20 protein-coding genes are annotated in these 23768 nt (G+C 72.8%); 14 read left to right on the top strand and 6 right to left on the bottom strand.

The window, feature by feature from the left end; translation table 11 throughout:
• The first annotated feature begins 34 nt into the window (after window positions 1-34).
• Window positions 35-1384: an MATE family efflux transporter gene (locus ACIHAR_RS05940; protein WP_400017228.1), complete on the top strand. Its 1350-nt coding sequence runs from the start codon at window positions 35-37 to the stop codon at window positions 1382-1384.
• Here ACIHAR_RS05940 and ACIHAR_RS05945 read toward each other — a convergent pair.
• Complete coding sequence (locus ACIHAR_RS05945) at window positions 1345-2583, bottom strand: glycosyltransferase 87 family protein (protein ID WP_400017230.1); 1239 nt, start codon at window positions 2581-2583, stop codon at window positions 1345-1347. The two genes, ACIHAR_RS05940 and ACIHAR_RS05945, sit on opposite strands and share 40 nt — an antisense overlap.
• A 132-nt stretch (window positions 2584-2715) precedes the next feature.
• Here ACIHAR_RS05945 and ACIHAR_RS05950 point away from each other — a divergent pair, with 132 nt between their 5' ends.
• Both ACIHAR_RS05950 and ACIHAR_RS05955 read left to right on the top strand, forming a co-directional pair.
• A complete protein-coding gene (locus ACIHAR_RS05950) occupies window positions 2716-3858 on the top strand; it encodes a glycosyltransferase family 4 protein (RefSeq protein ID WP_400017233.1) in 1143 nt (380 codons plus the stop codon).
• Between the two features lie 332 nt (window positions 3859-4190).
• Window positions 4191-5777 carry a GMC oxidoreductase gene (locus ACIHAR_RS05955; RefSeq protein WP_365461113.1) on the top strand — a complete coding sequence of 529 codons (1587 nt, stop codon included), beginning with the start codon at window positions 4191-4193 and terminating at the stop codon, window positions 5775-5777.
• 19 nt (window positions 5778-5796) lie between these two features.
• On the opposite strand, the gene ACIHAR_RS05960 is transcribed toward ACIHAR_RS05955, so the two are convergent.
• Window positions 5797-7593: an AMP-dependent synthetase/ligase gene (locus ACIHAR_RS05960; RefSeq protein ID WP_365461115.1), complete on the bottom strand. Its 1797-nt coding sequence runs from the start codon at window positions 7591-7593 to the stop codon at window positions 5797-5799.
• A gap of 312 nt (window positions 7594-7905) precedes the next feature.
• On the opposite strand from ACIHAR_RS05960, the gene ACIHAR_RS05965 reads away from it, so the two are divergent.
• The 6 genes from ACIHAR_RS05965 to ACIHAR_RS05990 all read left to right on the top strand — a co-directional run bounded on the left by ACIHAR_RS05965 (window position 7906) and on the right by ACIHAR_RS05990 (window position 13643).
• Window positions 7906-8703, top strand: a complete 798-nt coding sequence (locus ACIHAR_RS05965; protein ID WP_400017237.1) for a metallophosphoesterase — start codon at window positions 7906-7908, stop codon at window positions 8701-8703.
• A gap of 126 nt (window positions 8704-8829) precedes the next feature.
• Entirely contained in the window at window positions 8830-9270 is a 441-nt protein-coding gene (locus ACIHAR_RS05970; protein ID WP_365461119.1) for an SRPBCC family protein, read from the top strand.
• Between the two features lie 222 nt (window positions 9271-9492).
• Window positions 9493-10677 carry an ArsA-related P-loop ATPase gene (locus ACIHAR_RS05975; RefSeq protein ID WP_365461121.1) on the top strand — a complete coding sequence of 395 codons (1185 nt, stop codon included), beginning with the start codon at window positions 9493-9495 and terminating at the stop codon, window positions 10675-10677.
• A 57-nt stretch (window positions 10678-10734) separates the two neighbouring features.
• On the top strand, window positions 10735-11235 hold the full coding sequence (locus tag ACIHAR_RS05980) for a DUF5304 domain-containing protein (RefSeq protein WP_365461123.1): 501 nt from the start codon (window positions 10735-10737) through the stop codon (window positions 11233-11235).
• A gap of 55 nt (window positions 11236-11290) precedes the next feature.
• Window positions 11291-12244 carry an ROK family glucokinase gene (locus ACIHAR_RS05985; protein ID WP_365461125.1) on the top strand — a complete coding sequence of 318 codons (954 nt, stop codon included), beginning with the start codon at window positions 11291-11293 and terminating at the stop codon, window positions 12242-12244.
• Between the two features lie 607 nt (window positions 12245-12851).
• Entirely contained in the window at window positions 12852-13643 is a 792-nt protein-coding gene (locus ACIHAR_RS05990) for an endonuclease/exonuclease/phosphatase family protein (protein WP_400017396.1), read from the top strand.
• A gap of 847 nt (window positions 13644-14490) precedes the next feature.
• On the opposite strand, the gene ACIHAR_RS05995 is transcribed toward ACIHAR_RS05990, so the two are convergent.
• The gene (locus ACIHAR_RS05995) at window positions 14491-15135 is read right to left on the bottom strand and encodes a hypothetical protein (RefSeq protein ID WP_400017241.1); all 645 of its coding nucleotides are present in this window, start codon (window positions 15133-15135) and stop codon (window positions 14491-14493) included.
• The gene (locus tag ACIHAR_RS06000; protein WP_365461131.1) at window positions 15128-15907 is read right to left on the bottom strand and encodes an alpha/beta fold hydrolase; all 780 of its coding nucleotides are present in this window, start codon (window positions 15905-15907) and stop codon (window positions 15128-15130) included. The genes ACIHAR_RS05995 and ACIHAR_RS06000 overlap by 8 nt, the downstream gene beginning before the upstream one ends.
• A gap of 159 nt (window positions 15908-16066) precedes the next feature.
• Here ACIHAR_RS06000 and ACIHAR_RS06005 point away from each other — a divergent pair, with 159 nt between their 5' ends.
• The 4 genes from ACIHAR_RS06005 (at window position 16067) to ACIHAR_RS06020 (ending at window position 19934) form a co-directional block, all read left to right on the top strand.
• Complete coding sequence (locus tag ACIHAR_RS06005; RefSeq protein WP_400017243.1) at window positions 16067-16828, top strand: lysophospholipid acyltransferase family protein; 762 nt, start codon at window positions 16067-16069, stop codon at window positions 16826-16828.
• Window positions 16829-16868: 40 nt separating this feature from the next.
• A complete protein-coding gene (gene macS / locus ACIHAR_RS06010; protein ID WP_365461135.1) occupies window positions 16869-18104 on the top strand; it encodes a MacS family sensor histidine kinase in 1236 nt (411 codons plus the stop codon).
• Window positions 18101-18799, top strand: a complete 699-nt coding sequence (locus ACIHAR_RS06015) for a response regulator transcription factor (RefSeq protein ID WP_365461137.1) — start codon at window positions 18101-18103, stop codon at window positions 18797-18799. The genes macS and ACIHAR_RS06015 overlap by 4 nt, the downstream gene beginning before the upstream one ends.
• A 106-nt stretch (window positions 18800-18905) precedes the next feature.
• Complete coding sequence (locus ACIHAR_RS06020) at window positions 18906-19934, top strand: 6-phosphofructokinase (RefSeq protein ID WP_365461139.1); 1029 nt, start codon at window positions 18906-18908, stop codon at window positions 19932-19934.
• 131 nt (window positions 19935-20065) lie between these two features.
• Here ACIHAR_RS06020 and ACIHAR_RS06025 read toward each other — a convergent pair whose 3' ends face one another.
• Entirely contained in the window at window positions 20066-22015 is a 1950-nt protein-coding gene (locus tag ACIHAR_RS06025; RefSeq protein ID WP_400017247.1) for an anthranilate synthase family protein, read from the bottom strand.
• Window positions 22016-22108: 93 nt separating this feature from the next.
• Entirely contained in the window at window positions 22109-22165 is a 57-nt protein-coding gene (locus ACIHAR_RS06030; RefSeq protein ID WP_361978288.1) for a trp operon leader peptide, read from the bottom strand.
• Window positions 22166-22272: 107 nt separating this feature from the next.
• Between ACIHAR_RS06030 and ACIHAR_RS06035 the strand changes: the two genes are divergently transcribed.
• Window positions 22273-23625: a class II 3-deoxy-7-phosphoheptulonate synthase gene (locus ACIHAR_RS06035; protein ID WP_365461143.1), complete on the top strand. Its 1353-nt coding sequence runs from the start codon at window positions 22273-22275 to the stop codon at window positions 23623-23625.
• Window positions 23626-23768 lie beyond the last annotated feature (143 nt).

Raw genomic sequence — 23768 nt, forward strand, 5'->3', positions numbered from 1 at the left:
TCGGACAGAGGTAGTCAGCAGGGGGACATCGACAGTGGACGGTCACCGCAAGCAGCTCATCGCACTCGCCCGCCCCGTCTACTTCTCCCTCCTCGCCTCCGTCGCCGCCGGACTCATCAACACCGTCTGGGTCTCCCGGCTCGGCGGTCCCGCGGTCGCCGCCGTCGCGGTGGCCACCACCACCGAGAACATGCTGCTCGGGGTCGCCCTGGTCTTCGCCTCCGGGACGACCGTGCTCGTCGCGCACGCCCGGGGGGCCCGTGATCCAGGGGCCGTGCGCGCGGCCGTACGGGGCGGCTGGACGCTGTGCGCGGTGGTGACGCCCGTGGTCGCCGTCGGCGGCTTCCTGCTGCGCGAGCCACTGGCGCGACTCGTGCTGGGCGGCGGCGACGGCGCCGCGCTGCCCCTCGCCGTCGCCTACTTCGCGCTCTCGATGCCCGGCACGGCCGTCTTCTTCGCCCAGAACCTCGTCGACGGCATCCTCAAGGGCGCCGGGGACACCAGAACCCCGATGCGGCTCGCCCTGCTCACCAACGGCCTGATCCTGGTCCTCGACCCGTTCCTCATCCACCTCCACGGCGTCCGGGGCGCCGCCGCCTCCACCGTGCTGTGCCGGAGCGTGGCCCTCGCCGCGGGACTGGTAGCCCTGCGCCGCGACGCCCTGCTGCGCTCGGCCGCCCGCGCCCCGCACAGCGGCTCGTCGCTACGGCGGACGCTGGCGACCGGGCTGCCGATGTCCCTCGACTTCACCGTCCGCCAGGCCGGCGCGCTGGGGCTGGTCGCCGTCGTGGCGCGGCTCGGGGTGACGGCCGTCGCCGCGTACGCGATCGCCTACAAGGTCCTCTACGTGGCGACGATGGGCTTCTACGCGGTGCGCCAGGCGGCCTCCATCCACACCGCGCACAGCCGGGGGGTCGGGCGGCGGGAGGCCCCCCGCTCGGGCGAGGGGGAGGGCGGGGCGCTGACGTGGACGATCGGGCGGCAGGCGCTGCTGGTCTCCGTGGCGTTCGCCCTGCCGGTGGCCGTGCTGCTGGCCGTCACGGCGCCCTGGATCATGGCCGCGTTCGGCGCCGGGCCCGCCGTGGCCCACGAGGGCGTGCTGTTCCTGCGCTGCGTCGGGCCCTACCTGCTCCTGATGGCCGGGTTCATCGCGCTCGGCGGGGTCTTCGAGGGCAGTGGGGGAGCGCCCGTGCTGCTGCGGGTGACCGTGCTCGGCACGGCCCTCCAACTGCCCCTCGCCCACGGCCTGTCGGGGTTCGGACTGCCCGGGGTGTGCATGGCCCTGGCGCTCGCGATGGCGGTGCAGTGCGCGGTCGTGGGCGTGCTGCTGCGGCGGGCGCGGACTCAGGAGGAGACCGGTGCCCCGTGGGCGCGGGCGCTGTGACCGGTGAGGACGGCCGGATCGCCGGGCCGGGGCACGGTCGAGCGCCACAGCCGTACGGCCGCGGTGACCGTCGCCGCCACCAGCAGGCCGTTGCGCAGGAACAGCAGGGTGACACCGAGTGGATCGCTCGCGACGACGTGCGCGAACCAGACCGGGAACTCCAGCACCGTGACCAGGGAAGCGGCCAGCACCAGCGCGGCGGGCAGCCCCATCCGGCTCGTCAGGAAGCACAGGCAGACGGAGGCCAGTCCCACCAGCCACACCAGGTACTGCGGACTGATCACCCGGCTCGTCACGGTGAACAGCAGGACCGCGGTGAAGGCGGCGTCCGCGAGCGTGTGCGGCGCGAACCGTCCCGCCCGCAGCCGCCACAGCAGCAGCCAGCCGCAGGCGAGCGCGCCGAGCCCCACGGCCGCGTCGCTCACTTCGTCCACCCAGGGGCCGAGGAACTCCACCGAGCCGTAGTGGAGCAGGACCTCCCCCCGCCAGCCGAACTGCCGGGCCACGTGGAACACCAGGGCGCCCAGCGACTCCACCTCGGTGCCCCGGTCGCGCTGGAAGGCCAGGAAGGCGAAGGCCCCGGGCATCGACACCGCGAACGCGGCCGACAGCACGCCGGCGGTCACCGCCGCCGCGCCCCACGCCCGCCGCCGCACCGCGCCGGCCAGCAGCAGCGCCGGCCACACCTTCAGCAGCGCTCCCAGGCCCACCAGCGCGCCCATCGTCCTGGGGCGCCGGGCCCCGGCGAGCAGCGCGGCCACCGCGACCGCGGTCACCATCACGTCGTAGCGGGCGTAGACGGTCGGGCCGAGGAGCGGGACGCCCGCCACCCACACCCACGCACCGATCGGCGAACGGCCGGGGCGCGCGCCCGCCGCGAGCAGCAGGGCGAGGACGGCCAGGTCGGCGAGGAAGGCCAGGACGAAGAAGGCCGACGCGTAGTCGAGGAAGGGCAGGAGGGCCGGGGCGAGGACGGCGAGGGCGGCGGCGGGCGGGTACTGCCATGTGACGTCGTCCCGCGGAAACGTTCCGGTGCGCAGGACGTCGTACCAGCCCTGGTAGATGACGGACACGTCGGTGGTCACGTCCGGGCCCGGGAAGACGACCGCCTTGAAGACGCACAGCAGCAGCGCGAGCCGCGTCACGACCCAGATGGCCGGCAGCGCGGCCGGGCTCGCGGGGGAGCGCCTGCCGTCCATCAACTCCACGTCTGCCCCAGTCTGTCCTCTTTTTCGGGGGTTGCGGGCCACATGATCCCCCCTAGGCTGTGCGCGGGGCGTGAAACACGGCCGGGCACGGCTGTGCGCACGGGTTGGATAAGGTCGGCGGCGATGCACAAGACCCTGATCGTGACGAACGACTTCCCGCCCCGCCCCGGCGGTATCCAGGCGTTCCTGCACAACATGGCGCTGCGGCTCGACCCCGAACGGCTCGTCGTCTACGCGTCCACCTGGAAGCGCGGCAGGGAGGGGACCGAGGCGACGGCGGCCTTCGACGCCGAGCAGCCCTTCACCGTCGTACGCGACCGGACGACGATGCTGCTGCCGACGCCCGCCGCGACCCGGCGGGCGGTCGGGCTGCTGCGGGAACACGGGTGCGCGTCGGTGTGGTTCGGGGCCGCGGCGCCCCTCGGGCTGATGGCGCCCACGCTGCGCAGGGCCGGTGCCGAGCGGCTGGTGGCCACCACGCACGGGCACGAGGCCGGCTGGGCGCAGCTGCCCGCCTCCCGGCAGCTGCTGGGCCGGATCGGCGAGAGCACCGACACCCTCACCTACCTCGGGGAGTACACGCGTGCGCGGATCGCGACCGCGCTCAGCGCCGAGGCCGCCGGGCGGATGGTGCAGCTGCCGCCGGGTGTCGACGAGAAGACCTTCCACCCCGGCTCGGGCGGGGACGAGGTGCGGGCGCGGCTCGGGCTCACCGACCGGCCGGTGGTGGTGTGCGTCTCGCGGCTCGTGCCGCGCAAGGGCCAGGACACGCTGATCCTGGCCATGCCCCGGATCCTGGCCGCCGAGCCGGAGGCCGTGCTGCTGATCGTCGGCGGCGGGCCGTACGAGAAGGACCTGCGCCGGCTGGCGCGGGAGACGGGCGTGGCCGGCTCCGTGCGCTTCACCGGGTCGGTGCCCTGGTCGGACCTGCCCGCCCACTACGGCGCCGGGGACGTCTTCGCGATGCCGTGCCGCACCCGCCGGGGCGGGCTCGACGTGGAGGGGCTCGGCATCGTCTACCTGGAGGCCTCCGCGACGGGGCTGCCCGTCGTCGCCGGCGACTCCGGGGGCGCCCCCGACGCCGTCCTCGACGGCGAGACCGGCTGGGTCGTGCGGGGCGGCTCGCCCCAGGAGGCCGCCGAGCGGATCGTCGCCCTCCTCGGCGACGCCGAACTGCGCCGACGGATGGGGGAGCGGGGCAGGCAGTGGGTGGAGGACAGGTGGCGCTGGGACCTGCTGGCGGAGAAGCTGAAGGAGCTGCTGTAAGGAACATCCCCGGGGGGCTCCCGGTCAGGGGCGCGGGTAACCACGCGAGCGCACAAGGCTTGCGGGCGCCCGCCCCGGAGCGATGGCGCCCCGGCCCGGCGCAGCTCCCGGGCGAAGGAGACCGTCCGTGGGGAGCGCCTCGTCAGGGGCGCGGGGAACTGCGCGGCCGGCCGTGACGCACCCGCAGTCGCCCGAGGGCAGACCCCGCACCCTTGAAGCGCCCGCCTCCCCTAGCCGGAGGCGGAAAATCCGCCCATGCTGCGCACATGACAGCAAAACTGATAGGACGTCAGCTGACTCAGCATCAGTTGACGAGACGTCAAATCCTTGGCATGGCCGCCCTCCAGACGGCAGCCACCCTCGGTTTCACCCGAGTCGGCCTCACCTCCGCCCGAGCCGCCGAGCCCGACGCGGTCGAGTCCGCCCCCGCCATCGTCGTCGGCTCCGGCTACGGCGGAGCGGTCGCCGCCCTCCGCCTCGGCCAGGCCGGCATCCGCACCCTCGTCCTCGAGATGGGCCGCCTGTGGAACACGGCCGGCTCCGACGGCAAGGTCTTCTGCTCCACCGGCGCCCCCGACCAGCGCTCCATGTGGTTCCGCACCCGCACCGAGGCGCCCCTGGCGACCTTCCTCTGGCTGGACGTCGTCAACAAGGACATCGGCTCCTACCCCGGCGTCCTGGACCGCGTGCACTTCGCCGACATGTCCGTGTACGTGGGGCGCGGGGTGGGCGGCGGCTCCCTCGTCAACGGCGGGATGGCGGTCACCCCGCTCCCGTCCTACTTCGCCGAGCAGTTCCCGACCGTCGACGTCGACGAGATGTACTCCACGTACTTCCCGCGCGCCCGTTCGATGCTCGGCGTCAACACCGTCGACCCCGCCTGGTTCGAGTCGACGGAGTGGTACAGGTTCTCCCGCGTCTCCCGCAAGCACGCCCGGAACGCCGGCCTGAGGACCACCTTCGTGCCCAACGTCTACGACTTCGGGTACATGCAGCGCGAGGCGGCCGGTACGGCGACGAAGTCGGCCCTCGCCGGCGAGGTCATCTACGGCAACAACCACGGCAAGCGCAGCCTCGACAAGACGTACCTGGCGTCCGCGCTCGGCACCGGCAACGTCACCGTCCACACCCTGGAGAAGGTCCGCGCCGTCAGCCGGGCCGCCGACGGCACGTACGTCCTGACCGCCGATCGCATCGACGTCACCGGAAAGGTCGTCGAGACCAAGGAGTACGGCTGCACCTACCTGTTCCTCGGCGGCGGCAGCGTCGGCACCAGCGAACTCCTCGTCCGCGCCCGGGAGACGGGCGCCCTGCCCGCGCTGGACGCGAGCGTCGGGACCGGCTGGGGCACCAACGGGAACGTGATGCTCGGCCGGGCCAACCACCTGTGGGACACGGTCGGCGCCCACCAGTCGACCATGCCCGTCATGGGCATCGACGACTGGGCCAACACCGCCAACCCCGTCTTCGCGGAGATCGCCCCGCTGCCCACGGGACTGGAGCACTGGGTCAGCCTCTACCTGGCGATCACCAAGAACCCGCAGCGGGCGTCGTTCACGTACGACAGCGCCACGGGCGGGGTGAGGCTCGGCTGGACGGCCGCGCAGAGCGCCGTGTCCGTGGCCATGGCGAAGAGACTCTTCGACCGGATCAACGCGGCGAACGCGACGATCTACCGGTACGACCTCTTCGGCTCCTCCGGCAAGGTCTTCGCCGACGACTTCACGTACCACCCGCTCGGCGGCTGCGTGCTGGGGAAGGCGACCGACGACTACGGCCGGGTGAAGGGCTATTCGCGGCTGTACGTCACCGACGGCTCGCTGGTGCCCGGGTCGATCGGGGTGAACCCGTTCGTCACCATCACCGCGCTCGCCGAACGCACGATGGCGCGGGTCCTCGCCGAGGACACCGCGCCATGACGTTCCGCCAGGAGGCTCGCTACTTCGCGTAGATGGCCTCGATCTCCGCCGCGTAGTCCTTCGCCACGATGTTGCGCTTGAGCTTCAGCGACGGGGTGAGGTGGCCCGAGTCCTCCGTGAACTGGGAGGAGAGAATGCGGAACTTCCGCACCGATTCCGCCTTCGACACCGCGGCGTTGCCGTCGTCGACCGCCGACTGGATCGCGGCCAGCAGGTCCGCGTCCTCGCGCAGCGACGCCGCGGTGGAACCCGCCGGCTTGCCGTGCTCGGCGGCCCAGCGGCCCAGGAACTCCTCGTCGATGGTGACCAGCGCGCCCACGAACGGCCGCCCGTCGCCCACCACCATGCACTCCGCGACCAGCGCGTGCGCCCGGATGCGGTCCTCGATCACGGCCGGGGCCACGTTCTTGCCGCCCGCCGTGACGATGATCTCCTTCTTGCGGCCGGTGATCCTGAGGTAGCCGTCCTCGTCGAGGGTGCCGATGTCACCGGTGTGGAACCAGCCGTCGGCCAGCGCCTCCGCGGTCGCGCCGGGGTTGTTCCAGTACTCCTTGAACAGGTGCTCGCCGTGCAGCAGCACCTCCCCGTCGTCCGCGATGCGCACCACCGAGCCCGGCAGCGGCTGACCGACCGTGCCGATCTTCTGCCGGTCCCAGGGGTTGAACGCGGTCGCGGCGCAGGACTCCGTCAGGCCGTAGCCCTCCAGGACCGTGAAGCCGATACCGCGGAAGAAGTGACCCAGCCGCTCGCCCAGCGGGGCGCCGCCGGAGATGGCGTACTCGCCGCGGCCGCCGAGCACCGCGCGCAGCTTGCTGTAGACCAGCCGGTCGAACACCTTGTGCTTGATCTTCAGCCCGATCGACGGGCCCGACGGGGTGTCCAGCGCCTTGCTGTACGCGATGGCGGTGTCCGCCGCCTTGTCGAAGATCTTGCCCTTGCCGTCCGCCTGCGCCTTGGCGCGCGCCGAGTTGTAGACCTTCTCGAAGACGCGCGGCACGCCCAGGATCAGCGTCGGCCGGAAGGAGGCCAGCTCGTCGGTGAGGTTCTTGATGTCCGGGACCGTGCCCAGCTTGATCGGCGCCATCATCGGGGCGATCTGGACCAGCCGGCCGAAGACGTGCGCGAGCGGGAGGAAGAGCAGGACGCTGCACTCGCCGGTGCGGAAGAGCGGCCGCAGACGCTCCACGATGTTGCCGCACTCGGCGAAGAAGCTGCGGTGGGTGAGGACACAGCCCTTGGGCCGGCCGGTCGTCCCGGAGGTGTAGACGATGGTCGCCGGGTCGTCGGCCTTGGCCAGCGAGCTGCGCTCCTCGACAGCCTCGTCGGAGACGTCCCTGCCGAGCCGCCCGAGCTCCTCGACGCCACCGCCCTCGATCTGCCAGACGTGTTTGAGGGCGGGCAGGAAGTCGCGCACCGACTCGACGGCGGCGGTGTGGCCGTCCAGTTCGACGACACAGGCGGTCGCGCCCGAGTCGGACAGGATCCACCGCACCTGCTCCGGCGAGCTGGTCTCGTACACCGGCACGGTGACCGCGCCCGCGCTCCAGATCGCGAAGTCGAGCAGCGTCCACTCGTAGCGGGTGCGCGACATCAGGCCGACGCGGTCACCCGGCTGGACGCCGGAGGCGATGAGGCCCTTGGCGGCGGCGCGCACCTCGGCCAGGAAGGCCGTGGCGGTGACGTCCTGCCAGGCGCCCTTCACCTTGCGGGCCATGACGGCGACGTCAGGGTGCTGCGCGGCGTTTCTGCGGACGATGTCGGTCAGATTGCCGTCCGCAGGGACCTCGTACAAAGCCGGAAGGCTGAACTCGCGCAAGACTGCTGCTCCTCATAGGGCGCCGGCGCCACGACGTTGTGTGATGCGACGGTGCGGTCCAAGGCTCGGGCGAGTGCTCGGGGGTCGCCAGGGGCTGCGGGGCCCACTGGTTGAAATCCTGAGCACGACTGGACTGCCCGGACGTTACTAGCCGGTATGACTCTTCGACAGGGGGTCCCGGCGAGATGTTCGCTGCGTCACACAGATTGCTTCTCCTCGCGCACAGTAGTTCATCCACTTACTGACTGGCCAGTAACCGCAGGTAGGGGCGTCACTGTTCACGTATGCCGCACACGCCTACCCTTCATCGCCATGGCATCCACACCGTCCGGCAACCGCAGGACACGCATTCACGTGGTCAGCGACGTACACGGCAACGCGCGCGACCTCGCCCAGGCCGGCGAGGGCGCGGACGCCCTGATCTGTCTGGGCGACCTCGTCCTCTTCCTCGACTACGCCGACCACTCGCGCGGCATCTTCCCCGACCTCTTCGGCGTGGAGAACGCCGACCGGATCGTGGAATTGCGCACGGCCCGCCGTTTCCGGGAGGCGCGGGACCTCGGGGCCCGGCTGTGGGCGGGCGTCGGCGAGGACCGGGCGGCGGTGATCGAGCAGGCGGTGCGCAAGCAGTACGCCGAGATGTTCGCCGCGTTCCCCACCCCGACGTACGCGACCTACGGAAATGTCGACATGCCGCCGCTGTGGCCGGAGTTCGCCGGGCCCGGGACCACCGTGCTGGACGGGGAGCGGGTGGAGATCGGCGGATGGGTCTTCGGCTTCGTGGGCGGCGGCCTGCGGACACCGATGCGCACCCCGTACGAGATCAGCGACGAGGAGTACGCGGCGAAGATCGAGGCCGTGGGCGAGGTGGACGTACTGTGCACGCACATCCCGCCCGAGGTGCCGGAGCTCGTCTACGACACCGTCGCGCGCCGCTTCGAGCGGGGCAGCCGGGCGCTGCTGGACGCGATCCGCCGCACGCGCCCCCGGTACTCCCTCTTCGGCCACGTCCACCAGCCGCTGGTACGGCGGATGCGGATCGGCGCGACCGAGTGCGTCAACGTGGGCCACTTCGCGGGGACCGGCAGGCCGTGGGCGCTGGAATGGTGAGCGCCGGCGGGTGACGGGATGAAGGCGGCAGGTCGGGCGCGCGGTAGCCTTCACGCTGCACACACGTGCGCACGGTGGCGCACGGTGACCTCTCCCTACCGGCCCGCATCTGGAGGAGCCACGGCGATGGCGGAATACACCAGCTCGAGCATCACGATCGAGGCGGCACCGGCCGACGTCATGGCGGTCATCGCCGACTTCGCCCGCTACCCGGACTGGACCGGTGAGGTGAAGGAGGCGGAGGTCCTCGCGACCGACGAGGCCGGCCGCGCCGAGCAGGTCCGCCTGGTCATGGACGCGGGCGCGATCAAGGACGACCAGACCCTGGCGTACACCTGGAGCGGGGAGCACGAGGTCTCCTGGACGCTGGTGAAGTCCCAGATGCTGCGGTCCCTGGACGGCTCGTACCTCCTGAAGCCGGCCGGGGCGGGCGCGACCGAGGTCACCTACCAGCTCACCGTCGACGTCAAGATCCCGATGCTCGGCATGATCAAGCGGAAGGCCGAGAAGGTCATCATCGACAGGGCGCTGGCGGGCCTGAAGAAGCGGGTGGAGTCCGGGCGGTAGCCCGGCACCCCGCCCGGCCACGGCGCGGCTGTCGCCGCCCGCACACCCAGCGCCGCCCTGCGCCGGGCCACCGCGTTCGTCCGCGGGCAGTCGTGCCGCTGGGGCGGCACGGGTGGGCACGGCGGCGCCCCGGCAGCGCCGGGCCGCGCGACCCACCCCCGCGCCGACCCACGGTCACCGGAGCACAGAGGGCGACCCTCGAGTCCGTTACCGTTCACCCTCATGCGCACCCTCCTGATCACCGGCCCCGGCGGCAGTGGCCGTACGACCGTCGCCGCGGCCACCGCACTCCGAGCCGCCGCGGAAGGCACTCGCACACTCGTGCTGAGCGCCGACCGCGCCGACAGCCTGGGGGCCGCGCTCGGGGTGCGGACGGGAGCCGAGCCGAAGCGGGTGGCACCGGCCCTCACCGCCTGGCGTCCCGACGCCGCCGCCGGTTTCCGCGACGACCTCGCCGGCTTCCAGGACCGCGCCTCCACCGTCCTCGACCTGCTCGGCGCCTCCCGGCTGGACCCCGAGGAGGTCACCCCGCTCCCCGGCGCCGAGGAGCTGACCCTGCTGCGCGCGCTGCGCGACGCCGCCCTCGCCGAGGGCGGCGATCGTTACGAACTCCTCGTCGTCGACCTGCCGCCCACCCCGCAGGCGCTCGCCCTCCTCGCCCTCCCGGAGGAACTGCGCCGCTACCTGCGCCGGCTCCTCCCCCCGGAACGGCAGGCCGCCCGCGCCCTGCGCCCCGTCCTCGGACGCCTCGCCGGCGTCCCCATGCCCGCCGAGTGGCTGTACGAGACCACCGCCCGCTGGGACCTGGAGCTGGCCGCCGTGGAGGCCGTCCTCGCCGACCGGCGGACCGCCGTACGCCTGGTCGCCGAGCCGGGACCGGCCGGTGACGACGCCGTGCGCGACGCCCGCCTCGGCCTGGCCCTGCGGGGCCTGCCCGTGGAGTCCCTGGTCGCTACCCGCGTCCTGCCGGAGGAGGCCGCCGACGGCGGTCTCCTCTCCCGGCTCGTGGCCCAGCAGCGGAAGTCCCTGGGGGAGTGGGGCGAGGCGCACCCCGTCGTCCATGCCGTCGCCCACCTGGGCCACGACCCCCGCGGCGCCGACGACCTCACCGCACTCGCCGTCCCCGGCGTCAACCCGGCCGCCTCCCCCATCGAGTGGCCCGTGTCCGACCGGCTGGCCGACGACGGAGTGCTCGTGTGGCACATCCCCCTGCCCGGCGCCATACGCGACGATCTGGACCTCATCCGGCGTGGTGAGGAACTCGTCGTCAGCGCCGGGCCGTTCCGCCGGATCGTCCCGCTGCCCTCCGCCCTGCGCCGCTGCACCGTGGACGGCGCCGCCCTGCGCGACGGGGAACTGCGGGTCCGGTTCGCGCCGGACCCCGCGCTGTGGCCGCGGACCCGGTGAACGACGTTCCGCCGTTCGGGTAACGTCGGAGAGACGAACCGTAGTCAGGAGTCCGTCATGAGCGAAGAGCTCCCCCCGCCCGACGCCGGTGAACACGAGGCTGTCGTAGAGGGGCCGCGCGCCGCCGACGCCGACGCCTGGGCCACCGCCTGCGCCGAGGACCTGGAGGCCGAGAAGGCCCGCCGCCGCGACCAGCACGGCCCGCCGCCGGGCTCCGCCGCCGAGGAACTGCGCAAGCTCGTCGACACCGTCGCCGACAAGCTCGCCGGCCTGCAGTCCCCGCTGTTCGGCGCGGTCGCCGGGCCCGCCGCCCAGCAGGTGGTCCGCCAGGTCGTCCAGCAGGCCAAGGCCGCCGTCGAACCCGTCATCGAGCGCAACCCGGACGTCTTCGACCACCTGGCCGCGGCAGGCAACGAACTGCTCGCCGCGTACCGCTCCGCCGTCCAGCACCAGGAGCAGCGCTGGACGGCCCGCGCCACCGACCTGCGCAAGGACCTGGACGACCGTTCCGAGGGAGACGAGGGCACCGGCCCCGGCCAACGCATCGACTTGGACTGACGGCCCCCTCGGGTACGGTTGGCCGTAGCGGGGCTCGACCGAAACTGAGGGATTCATGGGACTCACCATCGGCGTCGACATCGGCGGCACGAAGATCGCGGCCGGCGTGGTCGACGAGGAAGGCAACATCCTCTCGACCTTCAAGGTGCCGACCCCCACCACACCCGAGGCCATCGTGGACGCCATCGCCTCGGCGGTGGAGGGTGCGCGCGCCGGGCACGACATCGTCGGTGTGGGCATCGGCGCGGCCGGATACGTCAACCGGCAGCGTTCGACCGTCTACTTCGCGCCCAACATCGACTGGCGCAACGAACCGCTGAAGGAAAAGGTCGAAGCGCGCGTCCACCTCCCGGTCGTCGTCGAGAACGACGCCAACGCGGCCGCGTGGGGCGAGTACAAGTTCGGTGCCGGCAAGGGCCACCGCAACGTCATCTGCATCACGCTCGGCACCGGCCTCGGCGGCGGCATCATCATCGGCAACAAGCTGCGCCGCGGGCACTTCGGCGTGGCCGCCGAGTTCGGCCACATCCGCATGGTCCCGGACGGTCTGCTGTGCGGCTGCGGCTCGCAGGGCTGCTGGGAGCAGTACGCCTCCGGCCGTGCCCTCGTGCGGTACGCCAAGCAGCGCGCCAACGCCACCCCCGAGCGCGCCGAACTGCTGCTCTCGCTCGGCGACGGCACACCCGACGGCATCGAGGGCAAGCACATCTCCATGGCCGCCCGCCAGGGCGACCCGGTCGCGGTCGACTCCTACCGTGAGCTCGCCCGCTGGGCCGGCGCCGGCCTCGCCGACCTCGCCTCCCTCTTCGACCCCTCCGCCTTCATCGTCGGCGGCGGCCTCTCCGACGAGGGCGACCTGGTGCTCGACCCGATCCGCAAGTCGTACAAGCGCTGGCTGGTCGGCGGCAACTGGCGCCCGGTCGCCGACGTGATCGCGGCCCAGCTCGGCAACAAGGCCGGCCTGGTGGGCGCGGCGGACCTGGCCCGCGAGCCCGACCCGATCATGTAGCTGCCACGCGAGCCGGCACGGCCCCGCGCCCCTCGAAGGGGCGCGGGGCCGTGCCGTCGTACGACGACCGCCGCGCGGCGACCGCCGCGCGGGCGCGGACAGCCGCCACGAACGCGTGTCCGGTGAGCAAACCCGCGGCGGTGAGCGACGCGTGTCCGGTGAACCCTGCGGCCGGGGAGCGGCTCGTGTCCGGTGAGCCGGGGGCGGCTCGTGTCCGGTGAGCGCACCTGCGGCCGGGGCAGGGCTCGTGTCCGGTGAGTAAACCTGCGGCCGGGGAGGGGCCCGTGTCCAGCTAGCAATCCGGGGCGGTGAGCGACGCGTGTCCGGTGAGCAAACCCACGGTCGGGGGCGGCCCGTGTCCGGCGAGTAAACCCGCGGCCGGGGAGGGGCTCGTGTCCGGTGAGCAACCCGCGGCCGGGGAGCGACGCGTGTCCGGCGAGTAAACTCCCGCCGGGGAGCGAACTCGTGGCCGGAGAGCAACCCGCGGCCGGGGAGTGACGCGTGTCCGGCGAGTAAACCCCCGCCGGGGAGCGAACTCGTGGCCGGAGAGCAACCCGCGGCCGGCCGACAGCTGCACCGCACGATCACCACCACGTATCGTGACGGCATGGTGACGTTGCCGCCGCTCGAAAGCTCCCGCACGGAACCCGACGGCTCCGCCGTCCTCCGCGTCCTCAGCTACAACATCCGCTCGATGCGCGACGACACCGACGCCCTCGCCCGCGTGATCGCCGCCTGCGCCCCCGACCTGGTCCTCGTCCAGGAGGCCCCCCGCTTCTTCCGCTGGCGCAAGAAGCTCGCCCGGCTCGCGGCCGCCTCGGGTCAGGTCATCCTGACCGGTGGTGCCACGGCCGCGGGACCGGCCGTCCTCTGCTCGCTGCGGGCGACCGTCGAGCGCACCGAGGACGTGCTCCTGCCCCTCACGCCGGGGCACCACCGGCGCGGCTTCGCCACCGCCGTCGTCCGCTTCGCGGGTGTCCGGCTGGGTGTCCTCAGCTGCCACCTCGGACTGCACGGGGACGAGCGGTACGAGCAGGCCGGGATGCTCCTCGACCGCCTCGCCGGGATGGGCGTGGAACACGCCGTCGCGGGCGGCGACCTCAACGAGGGCCCGAGCGGCCGGACCTTCGCCCGCCTGACCACCGTCCTCCAGGACTGCCGGGCGAGCGCCCCCTGGGGCGGCGAGCACACCTTCCCGTCCACCGGCCCGACCCGCCGCATCGACGCGATCTTCGCGACGAAGGGGGTGGAGGTGCTCGGCTGCGGGGTCCCTCCCTTGCTCCCGGATCCGCCCGGGCGGGAGGGACTTCACGGCCTCCCCGGCATCACCGAGCACGACCTGAGGGCGGCCACGGACCACCTTCCGGTGCTGGCCGCCCTCAGAGTGCCGCGCGCCTGACGACCGGCCGGACCATCGCCGGGCGCCGGCCCACGGGTCCGGCCGGGCCGTCGCCGGGCTGGACTGCGGTTCGCGCCGGGCCGTCGCTCGGCCGACCTCAGTTCCGGGCCGTGGCTCGGCCGGCCAATTGCGGTGCGGTGCGGCGCCGGGCCGGCGCTTGGCTGAGGTCGGTTCCCCGCCAGGCGGTCGCCCGGCTGGGCTGCGGTTCGCGCCGGGCCGTCGCTCGGCCGACCTCAGTTCCGCGCCGGGCCGTCGCTTGGCTGAGGTCGGTTCCCCGCCAGGCGGTCGCCCGGCTGGGCTGCGGTTCGCGCCGGGCCGTCGCTCGGCCGGGCCGTCGCTTGGCCGCCAATTGCGGTGCGGCGCCGGGCCGTCGCTTGGCTGAGGTCGGTTCCCCGCCAGGCGGTCGCCGGGCTGGGCTGCGGTTCGCGCCGGGCCGTCGCTCGGCCGGCCCGTAGTTCCGCGCCGGGCCGTCGCTTGGCCGGCCAATTGCGGTGCGGCGCCGGGCCGTCGCTTGGCTGAGGTCGGTTCCCCGCCAGGCGGTCGCCCGGCTGGGCTGCGGTTCGCGCCGGGCCGTCGCTCGGCCGGCCAATTGCGGTGCGCCGCCGGGCCGTCGCTTGGCCGAGGTCGATTCGGCGCCGGGCCGTCGCTCGACACCCGGCCGCTGTGGGGGACCCTCGACCGCCCAGCCGCTGTGCCGAGACCACCGACCGCCCAGCCGCTGTGCCGAGACCACCGACCGACCAGCCGCTGCCGGGAGACCGCAGGCCGTCGGCCAGGGGCGGCCATCGGTTCGCCGCCAGCCCGTCGCCCGGTCGGCCGGCCTCGGTTCCCCCGGCCCCTCGTCCGGCTAGACCACCGCTCCCCGCCCCGGGTCTTCGTCGTCCTCGTCGTCCGGCCGCATCCGCAGGACCAGCGTGGCGAAGCCGCCGAGGAAGCCGCCGATGCACACCGTCGCCAGCCACCACGTCATGTCCCAGCCGAGCAGGATCGACACCAGCAGCAGGAGGGGGCCGCCGATCACCCCGAGCCATGCGAACCTGGCCGTCGTGTCGGCGGCGGGCAGCGGCGGCGGCTCGGGCGGTACGAAGTGGCCCTCGTCGTCCCCGTCGAAGTCCGCCTCGGACGGCTCGGGAACCGTGTAGTCGCGCGGGCCCACACCGGGCGCGAAGGAGACGGAGCTGCCCAGCGGTTTGACCGGCTTCTTCTCGTCGCCGGGTTCCTCGCCGGCTCCGGCGCCGGTGCCGGCCCCGGAGCCGGTGCCTTCGTCGTTCGTTTCCGCCTCGAGCAGCGCCAGGTCCTCGACCGACTTGAACGGCTTGGCGCCCGGCGGATCCGCCGGCTCCTCGCCGTACCCCGCGACGATCGCCGCCCACGCGGCCTCCTCGTCGAAGGGCACGCTCTGCTCCTCCGGCTCGTGGCCGCGGCCGTCCTCGCGGTCGTCGCGGTGCTCCCGGTCCTCACGGTCCTCGCGGTCGGAGTCGTGCTCAGCCACCTGCCGTCGTCCCTTCCTTGCCGACACTGGGTGCGAGCCGGCCGATGAACGCGAGACTCTCCTCGAAGATCCGGTCCGCGTCGTGGTCCAACGTCGCCACGTGATAGCTCTGTTCCAGCAGAATCTCGGTCACGTCCGTCGACGACACCCGGCTCAGGATCCGGGCCGGGTCGGCGGCCGGCACGACATGGTCCCGCACGCTGCGCAGGAGCAGCAGCGGCTGGGTGACCTGCGGCAGCTCTCCGTCCACCCGCCGCAGGAAGGTCCGCAGGGAGTGAGCCGCGTGCAGCGGCACCCGGTCGTACCCGGTCTCCAGGACACCCTCCTTCGCGATGTCGCTCGTGATGCCCTTCGTCGTCCGCACGACGTGGCGGGCGACCGGGAGCGCGTACGCGGACAGGCCGTGCACCCTGCTCGCCGGATTGACGACGATGACCCCCTCGACCCCCTCGCCGTGCTTCGCGGCGAGCCGCAGCGCCAGGGCGCCGCCCATCGACAGGCCGGCCACGAACACCCGCGCGCAGCGCTCGCGCAGGAGGCGCAGCTCGCGGTCCACCTCCGCGTACCAGTCGGGCCAGCCGGTGAGCACCATGTCCTCCCAGCGCGTGCCGTGCCCCGGCAGCAGGGGCAGGGCGACGGTCAGGCCGTGCCCGGCCAGATATCGGGCCCAGGGGCGCAGCGACTGCGGGGAGCCGGTGAAACCATGGCAGAGGAGGACCCCGACCTCCCCGCCCTCGTGGCGGTACGGCTCGGCTCCAGGAAGGACCGGCACCTTCGGTCTCCTGTCTTCGTCTCGGTCTCGTGGGAGGGACGTGTGGTTCACCGTACGCGACCGCACCGACACCGACCAGGGCCGTCGGAGCCTTTGGCGGCGCTCCGGGTTAAGGTCTGAGCGACACATACAGGAGGCAGTCGGTTGTTGTACGGCGCGATGAAGGTTTCCGTCGGGGGGCCACTGAAGATGATCTTCAGGCCCTGGGTGGAAGGCCTGGAGAACGTTCCCGCCGAGGGCCCCGCGATCCTCGCGAGCAACCACCTGTCCTTCTCGGACTCGTTCTTCCTGCCGGCGGTCCTCGACCGCAAGGTGACGTTCATCGCCAAGGCCGAGTACTTCACCACGCCCGGTGTGAAGGGCCGGCTGACGGCGGCCTTCTTCAAGGGCGTCGGCCAGCTCCCGGTGGACCGCTCCGGCGCGCGCGGCGCGGGTGAGGCGGCGATCAGGAGCGGCATAGAGGTCCTGGAACGCGGTGAGCTGTTCGGCATCTACCCGGAGGGCACCCGCTCGCCCGACGGCCGCCTCTACCGGGGCAAGCCCGGAGGCCTCGCGCGCGTGGCGCTCGCCACCGGCGCGCCGGTGATCCCGGTCGCCATGATCGACACCGAGAAGATCCAGCCGCCCGGCAAGGTGATGCCGAAGCTGATGCGGCCCGGCATCCGCATCGGCAAGCCGCTGGACTTCAGCCGCTACCACGGCATGGACCACGACCGCTTCGTGCTCCGCGCGGTGACCGACGAGGTCATGTACGAGATCATGAAGCTCTCCGGCCAGGAGTACGTCGACATGTACGCGACCGCCGCCAAGCGGCAGATCGCGGAGGCGGCGAAGGCGGAGAAGGAAGCGGAGAAGGCGGCGAAGGCGGCCCTCGCGCAGGCCGAGAAGGACCAGGCGAAGAAGGAGAGGTCCGAGTCCTAGGCTGTCCGGGACGAGGGGCGGGGACAACGGGGGTGGGGACGTGCCCAGGCGCGAGAGAGTCATGCGGATGTCGGTCGAGCTGCCGCTGTGGCGTGCGCTGACCGCCTACCGGGTGCTGACCATGCTGTACGCGGTCGGCCTGTTCGTCTCCGCCTACGACGACTACGACCGGCCCGGCGTCGCGGTCGCCTACTACGCCGTCCTGTGCGTGTGGACGCTCGCCACCCTGCCCCGTCTGCAGAACGCGACCACCTGCACCAAGCGCTTCCTCGCCGTCGACCTCGCCGTCGCGCTCACCGGCATCGTCCTGACCCCGCTGGTCGTCAACGACGAGCACATCCTGGCCGGCGGCCCGACCCTGCCGTCGATATGGACGGCCGGCTCGGTCCTCGCGTACGCCATCAAGGGCGGCTGGCGCTGGGCCGCGTTCGCCTCCACGCCGGTCGCCGTCGCCAACCTCATCGAGCGTGGCCACCCCGCCCGCGACACCGTCCACAACGTGATCCTCGTCTGGGTCGCCTCCATCGCCATCGGCTACGTCGTCGAGGTCGCCCGCGCCTCCGAGCGCACCCTCGCCCGCGCCCTGGAGATCGAGGCCGCCACCCGCGAACGGGAGCGACTCGCCCGGGACATCCACGACAGCGTGCTGCAGGTGCTGGCCATGGTGCAGCGGCGGGGCGCGGTCATCGGAGGCGAGGCGGCCGAGCTGGGCCGGCTGGCCGGCGAGCAGGAGGTGGCGCTGCGCACGCTGGTCTCCGGCGGTCTGGTGCCCGTCTCCCGGGTGTCGCTGGACGAGGCCGAGGGGGCCGTCGTGCGCGCGGTGGAGGTGCCCGAGGACGAGGACCACGACGGCCCGCTGGACCTGCGCCCGCTGCTCGCCCCGTTCGCCGCCGCCCGGGTCAGCCTCGCCGAGCCCGGCGCCCCGGTGCTGCTGCCGCCGGCCGCCGCGCGGGAGCTGGCCGCGGCCGTCGGGGCCGCGCTGGACAACGTACGCAGGCACGCGGGCGAGGGCGCCCGGGCCTGGATCCTGGTCGAGGACGAGCCCGACGCGGTGATCGTCACCGTGCGGGACGACGGACCGGGCATCCCGGAGGGGCGGCTCGCGCAGGCCGAGGGCGAGGGGAGGCTCGGGGTCGCCCTGTCGATCCGGGGCCGGCTGCGCGACCTCGGCGGCAGCGCCGAGCTGATCTCGACGCCGGGACAGGGCACGGAGGTCGAACTGACCGTGCCGAAGACAGACACCGAGAACGCACGGGGGAAGGCAGGCGCACGATGAGCGACGAACAGGGCGGGACGGCGGGAGCGGGCGGCCCGATCAAGGTCATGGTGGTCGACGACCACCCCATGTGGCGCGACGCCGTCGCCCGGGACCTCGCCGAGTCCGGATTCGAGGTGGTCGCCACCGCGGGCGACGGCGAGCAGGCCGTACGCCGTGCCCGGGCCACCACGCCCGACGTGCTCGTCCTGGACCTGAACCTGCCGGTCAAGCCGGGCGTCCAGGTCTGCAAGGAGGTCGTCGCCGCCAACCCCGCGCTGCGCGTCCTCGTCCTGTCCGCGAGCGGCGAGCACGCCGACGTGCTGGAGGCGGTGAAGTCCGGCGCGACCGGCTACCTGCTGAAGTCGGCGTCCACGGAGGAACTGCTGGACGCGGTGCGCCGCACGTCCGTCGGTGACGCGGTGTTCACACCGGGCCTCGCGGGCCTGGTCCTCGGCGAGTACCGCCGTCTGGCCTCCGAGCCGACGCCCTCCGCCGGCACCGACGAGCCGAACGCGCCCCGGCTGACCGACCGCGAGACCGAGGTGCTGCGCCTGGTCGCCAAGGGGCTGAGCTACAAGCAGATCGCCGAACGACTCGTCATCTCCCACCGCACGGTCCAGAACCACGTGCAGAACACCCTCGGCAAGCTCCAGCTGCACAATCGCGTGGAACTGGTCCGGTACGCGATAGAGCGCGGGCTCGACGACGAGTAACACCCCCTGCGGTTCACGGGAATTGCGCCTCCCGGGGCATACCCGTGTGACCTGGCTCACGATTACCGTGACCTTCGTCAGGCAACCGCGGCGAAGGGACATGTCCATGCGCGTCGGAGTACTGACCGGAGGCGGCGACTGCCCCGGCCTCAACGCCGTCATCCGGGCCGTCGTCCGCAAGGGAGTGCAGGAGTACGGCCACGAGTTCGTCGGGTACCGGGACGGATGGCGGGGTCCGCTCGAAGGAGCGTCGATCCGCCTCGACATCCGGGCCGTACGCGGCATCCTGCCCCGCGGCGGCACCATCCTCGGCTCCTCGCGGACCAACCCGCTCAAGACGGCGAACGGCATCCGCCGCATCAAGGACAACCTCGCCGAGCACGGGGTCGAGGCCCTCGTCGTCATCGGCGGCGAGGACACGCTCGGCGTCGCCGCGCGCCTGTCCGACGAGCACGGCGTGCCCTGCGTCGGCGTACCGAAGACGATCGACAACGACCTGTCCGCCACCGACTACACCTTCGGCTTCGACACGGCGGTCGGCATCGCCACGGAGGCCATCGACCGGCTGCACACCACGGCCGAGTCCCATATGCGCGTCCTGGTCGTCGAGGTGATGGGCCGTCATGCCGGCTGGATCGCTCTCCACTCCGGGCTGGCCGGCGGTGCCAACGCCATCCTCATCCCCGAGCAGCGTTTCGACGTCGAGCAGGTCTGCTCCTGGGTCACCTCCCGCTTCCGGGCGTCGTACGCGCCGATCGTGGTCGTCGCCGAGGGCGCGATGCCGAAGGACGGGGACGTCGTGCTGAAGGACGAGTCCCTCGACTCCTTCGGGCACGTCCGGCTCTCCGGCGTCGGCGAATGGCTGGCCAAGGAGATCGAGAAGCGGACGGGCAAGGAGGCCCGGACGACGGTGCTGGGCCATGTCCAGCGCGGCGGTACGCCGAGCGCCTTCGACCGCTGGCTCGCCACCCGCTTCGGCCTGCACGCCGTCGACGCCGTCCACGAGGGCGACTTCGGCACGATGGTCGCCCTGCGCGGTACGGACATCGTCCGCGTCCCCATCGCCGAGGCGACGGCCCGGCTGAAGACGGTCGACCTGAGGCTGTACGAGGAGGTCGGGGTGTTCTTCGGCTAGCGGACACCCAGCGGACACCCCGTGAGGGGCCGGGCCGGACCGCGCGGACCCGGCCGCGCGCCCTCGCCCGGCCCGCCCCGCCGAGGGCGCCGCCGGCCGGTCGCGGCGCCCTCGGCGTACGACGTCCTCGGCTACGGTGCGGGCCGCGGCTCGGAGAGCGTGCCGGCGCCGCGCAGCCGACCGACCAGCTCCCGCACCATGGTCGCCCCGTTCAGCGTCAGGACCGACTCCGGGTGGAACTGCACGCCCGCGAAACCGGGCCCGCGCAACGCGTGCACCTCACCGCCCGCGGTCCGGCTCACCTCGACGTCGTGTGCGGCGAGCTCCCGCGCCGCCTCGTCGTCGCACCGCGCCACGAAGCTGTTGTAGAACCCGACGGTCTCGGCCCGCCCGAAGAAGTCGACGGTCGTCTGCGCCCCCTGGTACGGCACCTCCTTCCGTACGATGTCCAGCCCCAGCTCCGCCGCGATCAGCTCGTGCCCGAGACAGACCCCCAGGACCCCGTGACGGTGCTCCCGGAGCACCCGCGCGGTCAGGTCCCGCAGCAACGCCATCTTCGGATCGCCCAGGTCGGACGGATCGCCGGGGCCGGGCCCCAGCACCACCGGACCCTCGTGCGCCGACACCGCCTCCCGCAGCCCCGGCTCGTCGTACCGCCGGACCGACACCTCCAGCCCGCCCGACCGCAGCACGTGCGCCAGCATCGCCGTGAAGGTGTCCTCGCCGTCGACCACGAGGGCGTGCCCGGTCAGCGACTCCGACCGCTCCTGCATCCGCAGCCAGAACGGCGCCAGCGAGGTCCGCCGCCCGTCCAGCGCGGCCCGCACCCGCGGATCGTCGGCCAGCCGGGGGCGCGTGTGCTCCGCGCGCGGCCTTCCCGCCCGCACACCGAGAGCCGCCAGCACGCCCGCCGCCTTGGCGTGCGTCTCCGCCACCTCGCCCGCGGGGTCCGAGCCGCGCACCAGCGTGGCCCCGACCGGCACCCGCAGCCGCCCGGCCGCGTCGATGTCGGCGGTGCGGATGAGGATGGGGGAGTCGAGGGTCTGGGCCCCGCCGGAGTCCTTGCCGAGGAGCGCCAGCGCCCCCGCGTAGTAGCCGCGCCCCACACCGTCCCGCCCGACGGGCTCGTACCGCTCGATGACCCGGCAGGCGTTCTGCACGGGCGAACCGGTGACGGTCGCGGCGAACATGGTCTCCTTCAGCACCTCCCGCACGTCCAGCGAGGACCTGCCGCGCAGCTCGTACTCGGTGTGCGCGAGGTGGGCCATCTCCCTCAGCCGCGGCCCGACCACCACCCCGCCCATGTCGCCGACGGTGCACATCATCTTGAGCTCCTCGTCGACGACCATCGACAGCTCCTCGATCTCCTTGCCGTCGGCGAGGAAGTCGAGCAGGCGCTCGGGCGTCGGGCCCTCGGCGGGATAGCGGTACGTCCCGCTGATCGGGTTCATGACGACCGTCCCGCCGGACATCCGGACGTGCACCTCGGGGCTGGCGCCGACCAGCGTCCGCCCTCCCGTCGCCCGCCCCCGCCCTTCCGAGGAAGGACCTTCGGGCCCCTTCCCGTTTCCGGTGTGCACGACGAACGTCCAGTACGCCCCCCGCTCACACTCCAGCAGCCGCCGGAACAGCGCCAGCGCGTCGGCCCGTCCGAACCCCGGGATCTCCCCCTCGTACGTCCGCCGGATGACGAAGTTCGCGCCCTCGCCCCGCCCGATCTCCTCCCGCAGCACGCGCCCGACGATCTCCGCGTACTCCTCGTCGCCGACGTCGAAGCCGCCGCCCTCGACGCGCACCTCGTGCGCCGGGAGCTGTTCCAGCGCCCGGGCGAGCGGGATCTCGTACCGCTCCTCGGGGACGAGGACCGTGAGCGGGGTCCCGTCGTCGCGGACGTCGAAGCCACGCTCGCGGATCTGCCGGAACGGCACGAGGGCGAGGCCCTCGTCGGGGAGGTCGGCGAGGCGCTCGTGATCGGTGACCGGGCCGACGAGCAGTTCGACGGTGTGGCCGTCGTGGCCGGGGGTGCGGCGGCGGAGCAGGGCGAACGGGCGGGAGTCGTGCACAAGCCGGGTCAGGTCCATGGTTCCTCTTCCGTCGGTGTCGGTGAGGAACGGCTCCGGAAACGCCGAAGGCCGCCCCTCGGGCGGCCTTCGCGAAGTCTTGCGTACGCGCAGTCAGTGGGCCGCCGGATGAGCGGTCCACCACCAGTTCTGGGTCGTCGGCGCGAACATGCGACGCACCTTACCCCATGCGTCACCCGCACACAGGTGAGCGGAACTCCGTCTCACCTGTCGAGCCGGGCGAAAACGACTCGACACGACCCCGTAGTGTTGAGGGCGTGACCGTGAACGCTAAGACCAGCGCGAGCGCTGGCAACACCTGGCGAAACCTGCCCGCGGCGCAGCAGCCCGAGTACCCCGACCCCGAGGCTCTGCGCGCAGTGATCGCGGACCTCGAGTCGTATCCGCCGCTCGTCTTCGCGGGCGAGTGCGACCAGCTGCGCGCCCGGATGGCGTCCGTCGCCAAGGGAGAGGCGTTCCTCCTCCAGGGCGGCGACTGCGCCGAGGCCTTCGACGCGGTGTCCGCCGACCACATCCGCAACAAGCTCAAGACCCTGCTCCAGATGGGCGCCGTGCTGACGTACGCCGCGTCCGTGCCCGTGGTGAAGGTCGGCCGGATCGCCGGCCAGTACTCCAAGCCGCGCTCCAAGCCGACCGAGACCCGCGACGGCGTGACGCTGCCGACCTACCGGGGCGACTCCGTCAACGGCTTCGACTTCACCGAAGAGGCCCGCGTCCCGGACCCGGAGCGTCTGAAGCGGATGTACAACGCGTCCGCCTCCACGCTGAACCTGGTCCGTGCCTTCACCACCGGCGGCTACGCCGACCTGCGTCAGGTGCACGCCTGGAACCAGGACTTCGTGAAGTCCTCCCCGTCCGGCCAGCGCTACGAGCAGCTCGCCCGCGAGATCGACAACGCGCTGAACTTCATGCACGCCTGCGGGGCGGACCCGGAGGAGTTCAAGACGGTCGAGTTCTACTCCTCGCACGAGGCGCTGCTGCTCGACTACGAGTCGGCGCTCACCCGCGTCGACTCGCGCACCGGGCAGCTGTACGACGTCTCCGCGCACATGGTGTGGATCGGTGAGCGCACCCGGCAGCTGGACCACGCGCACGTCGAGTTCGCCTCCAGGATCCGCAACCCGATCGGCATCAAGCTCGGCCCGACGACCACGGCCGAGGAGGCGCTGCAGTACATCGAGCGCCTCGACCCCGACCGCGAGCCGGGCCGGCTGACCTTCATCGTCCGCATGGGCGCCGACAAGGTCCGCGACAAGCTGCCCGAGCTGGTCGAGAAGGTCACGGCCTCGGGAGCGACCGTGGCCTGGGTGACCGACCCGATGCACGGCAACACCTTCGAGGCCGCCTCGGGTCACAAGACCCGCCGCTTCGACGACGTGCTGGACGAGGTCAAGGGCTTCTTCGAGGTCCACAAGGCGCTCGGCACCCACCCGGGCGGCATCCATGTGGAGCTCACCGGTGACGACGTCACCGAGTGCGTGGGCGGCGGCGACGAGATCTTCGTCGACGACCTGCACCAGCGCTACGAGACGGCCTGCGACCCGCGGCTGAACCGCAGCCAGTCGCTCGACCTGGCCTTCCTCGTCGCGGAGATGTACCGGGACCAGTAACGGCGTGCCCGTGGCATACGAGTGGGGTGGGGGGGGGGGGGGGGAGCGGGCCGCCCCCCCCCCCCCGGGGCCCCCCCCCGGGGGGGGGGTTGGGTTGGGTTGCGCACCGCCCAAACGGGCGGCGGGCGGTTTATTTACCCCGG

The organism is Streptomyces sp. NPDC052016 (assembly GCF_044548445.1).
Taxonomy (GTDB): Bacteria; Actinomycetota; Actinomycetes; order Streptomycetales; family Streptomycetaceae; genus Streptomyces.

Excerpts from the sequence above, each read along its gene's own strand:
- ACIHAR_RS05990 (WP_400017396.1), top strand. The coding sequence starts at position 12,852 with ATGGTGACGTTGCCGCCGCTCGAAAGCTCCCGCACGGAACCCGACGGC.
- ACIHAR_RS06025 (WP_400017247.1), bottom strand. The coding sequence starts at position 22,015 with ATGGACCTGACCCGGCTTGTGCACGACTCCCGCCCGTTCGCCCTGCTC.
- ACIHAR_RS06005 (WP_400017243.1), top strand. The coding sequence starts at position 16,067 with ATGAAGGTTTCCGTCGGGGGGCCACTGAAGATGATCTTCAGGCCCTGG.
- ACIHAR_RS06020 (WP_365461139.1), top strand. The coding sequence starts at position 18,906 with ATGCGCGTCGGAGTACTGACCGGAGGCGGCGACTGCCCCGGCCTCAAC.
- ACIHAR_RS05955 (WP_365461113.1), top strand. The coding sequence starts at position 4,191 with ATGGCCGCCCTCCAGACGGCAGCCACCCTCGGTTTCACCCGAGTCGGC.
- ACIHAR_RS05985 (WP_365461125.1), top strand. The coding sequence starts at position 11,291 with ATGGGACTCACCATCGGCGTCGACATCGGCGGCACGAAGATCGCGGCC.
- ACIHAR_RS05965 (WP_400017237.1), top strand. The coding sequence starts at position 7,906 with ATGGCATCCACACCGTCCGGCAACCGCAGGACACGCATTCACGTGGTC.
- ACIHAR_RS05970 (WP_365461119.1), top strand. The coding sequence starts at position 8,830 with ATGGCGGAATACACCAGCTCGAGCATCACGATCGAGGCGGCACCGGCC.
- ACIHAR_RS05975 (WP_365461121.1), top strand. The coding sequence starts at position 9,493 with ATGCGCACCCTCCTGATCACCGGCCCCGGCGGCAGTGGCCGTACGACC.
- ACIHAR_RS06015 (WP_365461137.1), top strand. The coding sequence starts at position 18,101 with ATGAGCGACGAACAGGGCGGGACGGCGGGAGCGGGCGGCCCGATCAAG.
- ACIHAR_RS05980 (WP_365461123.1), top strand. The coding sequence starts at position 10,735 with ATGAGCGAAGAGCTCCCCCCGCCCGACGCCGGTGAACACGAGGCTGTC.
- ACIHAR_RS05945 (WP_400017230.1), bottom strand. The coding sequence starts at position 2,583 with ATGGACGGCAGGCGCTCCCCCGCGAGCCCGGCCGCGCTGCCGGCCATC.
- ACIHAR_RS05950 (WP_400017233.1), top strand. The coding sequence starts at position 2,716 with ATGCACAAGACCCTGATCGTGACGAACGACTTCCCGCCCCGCCCCGGC.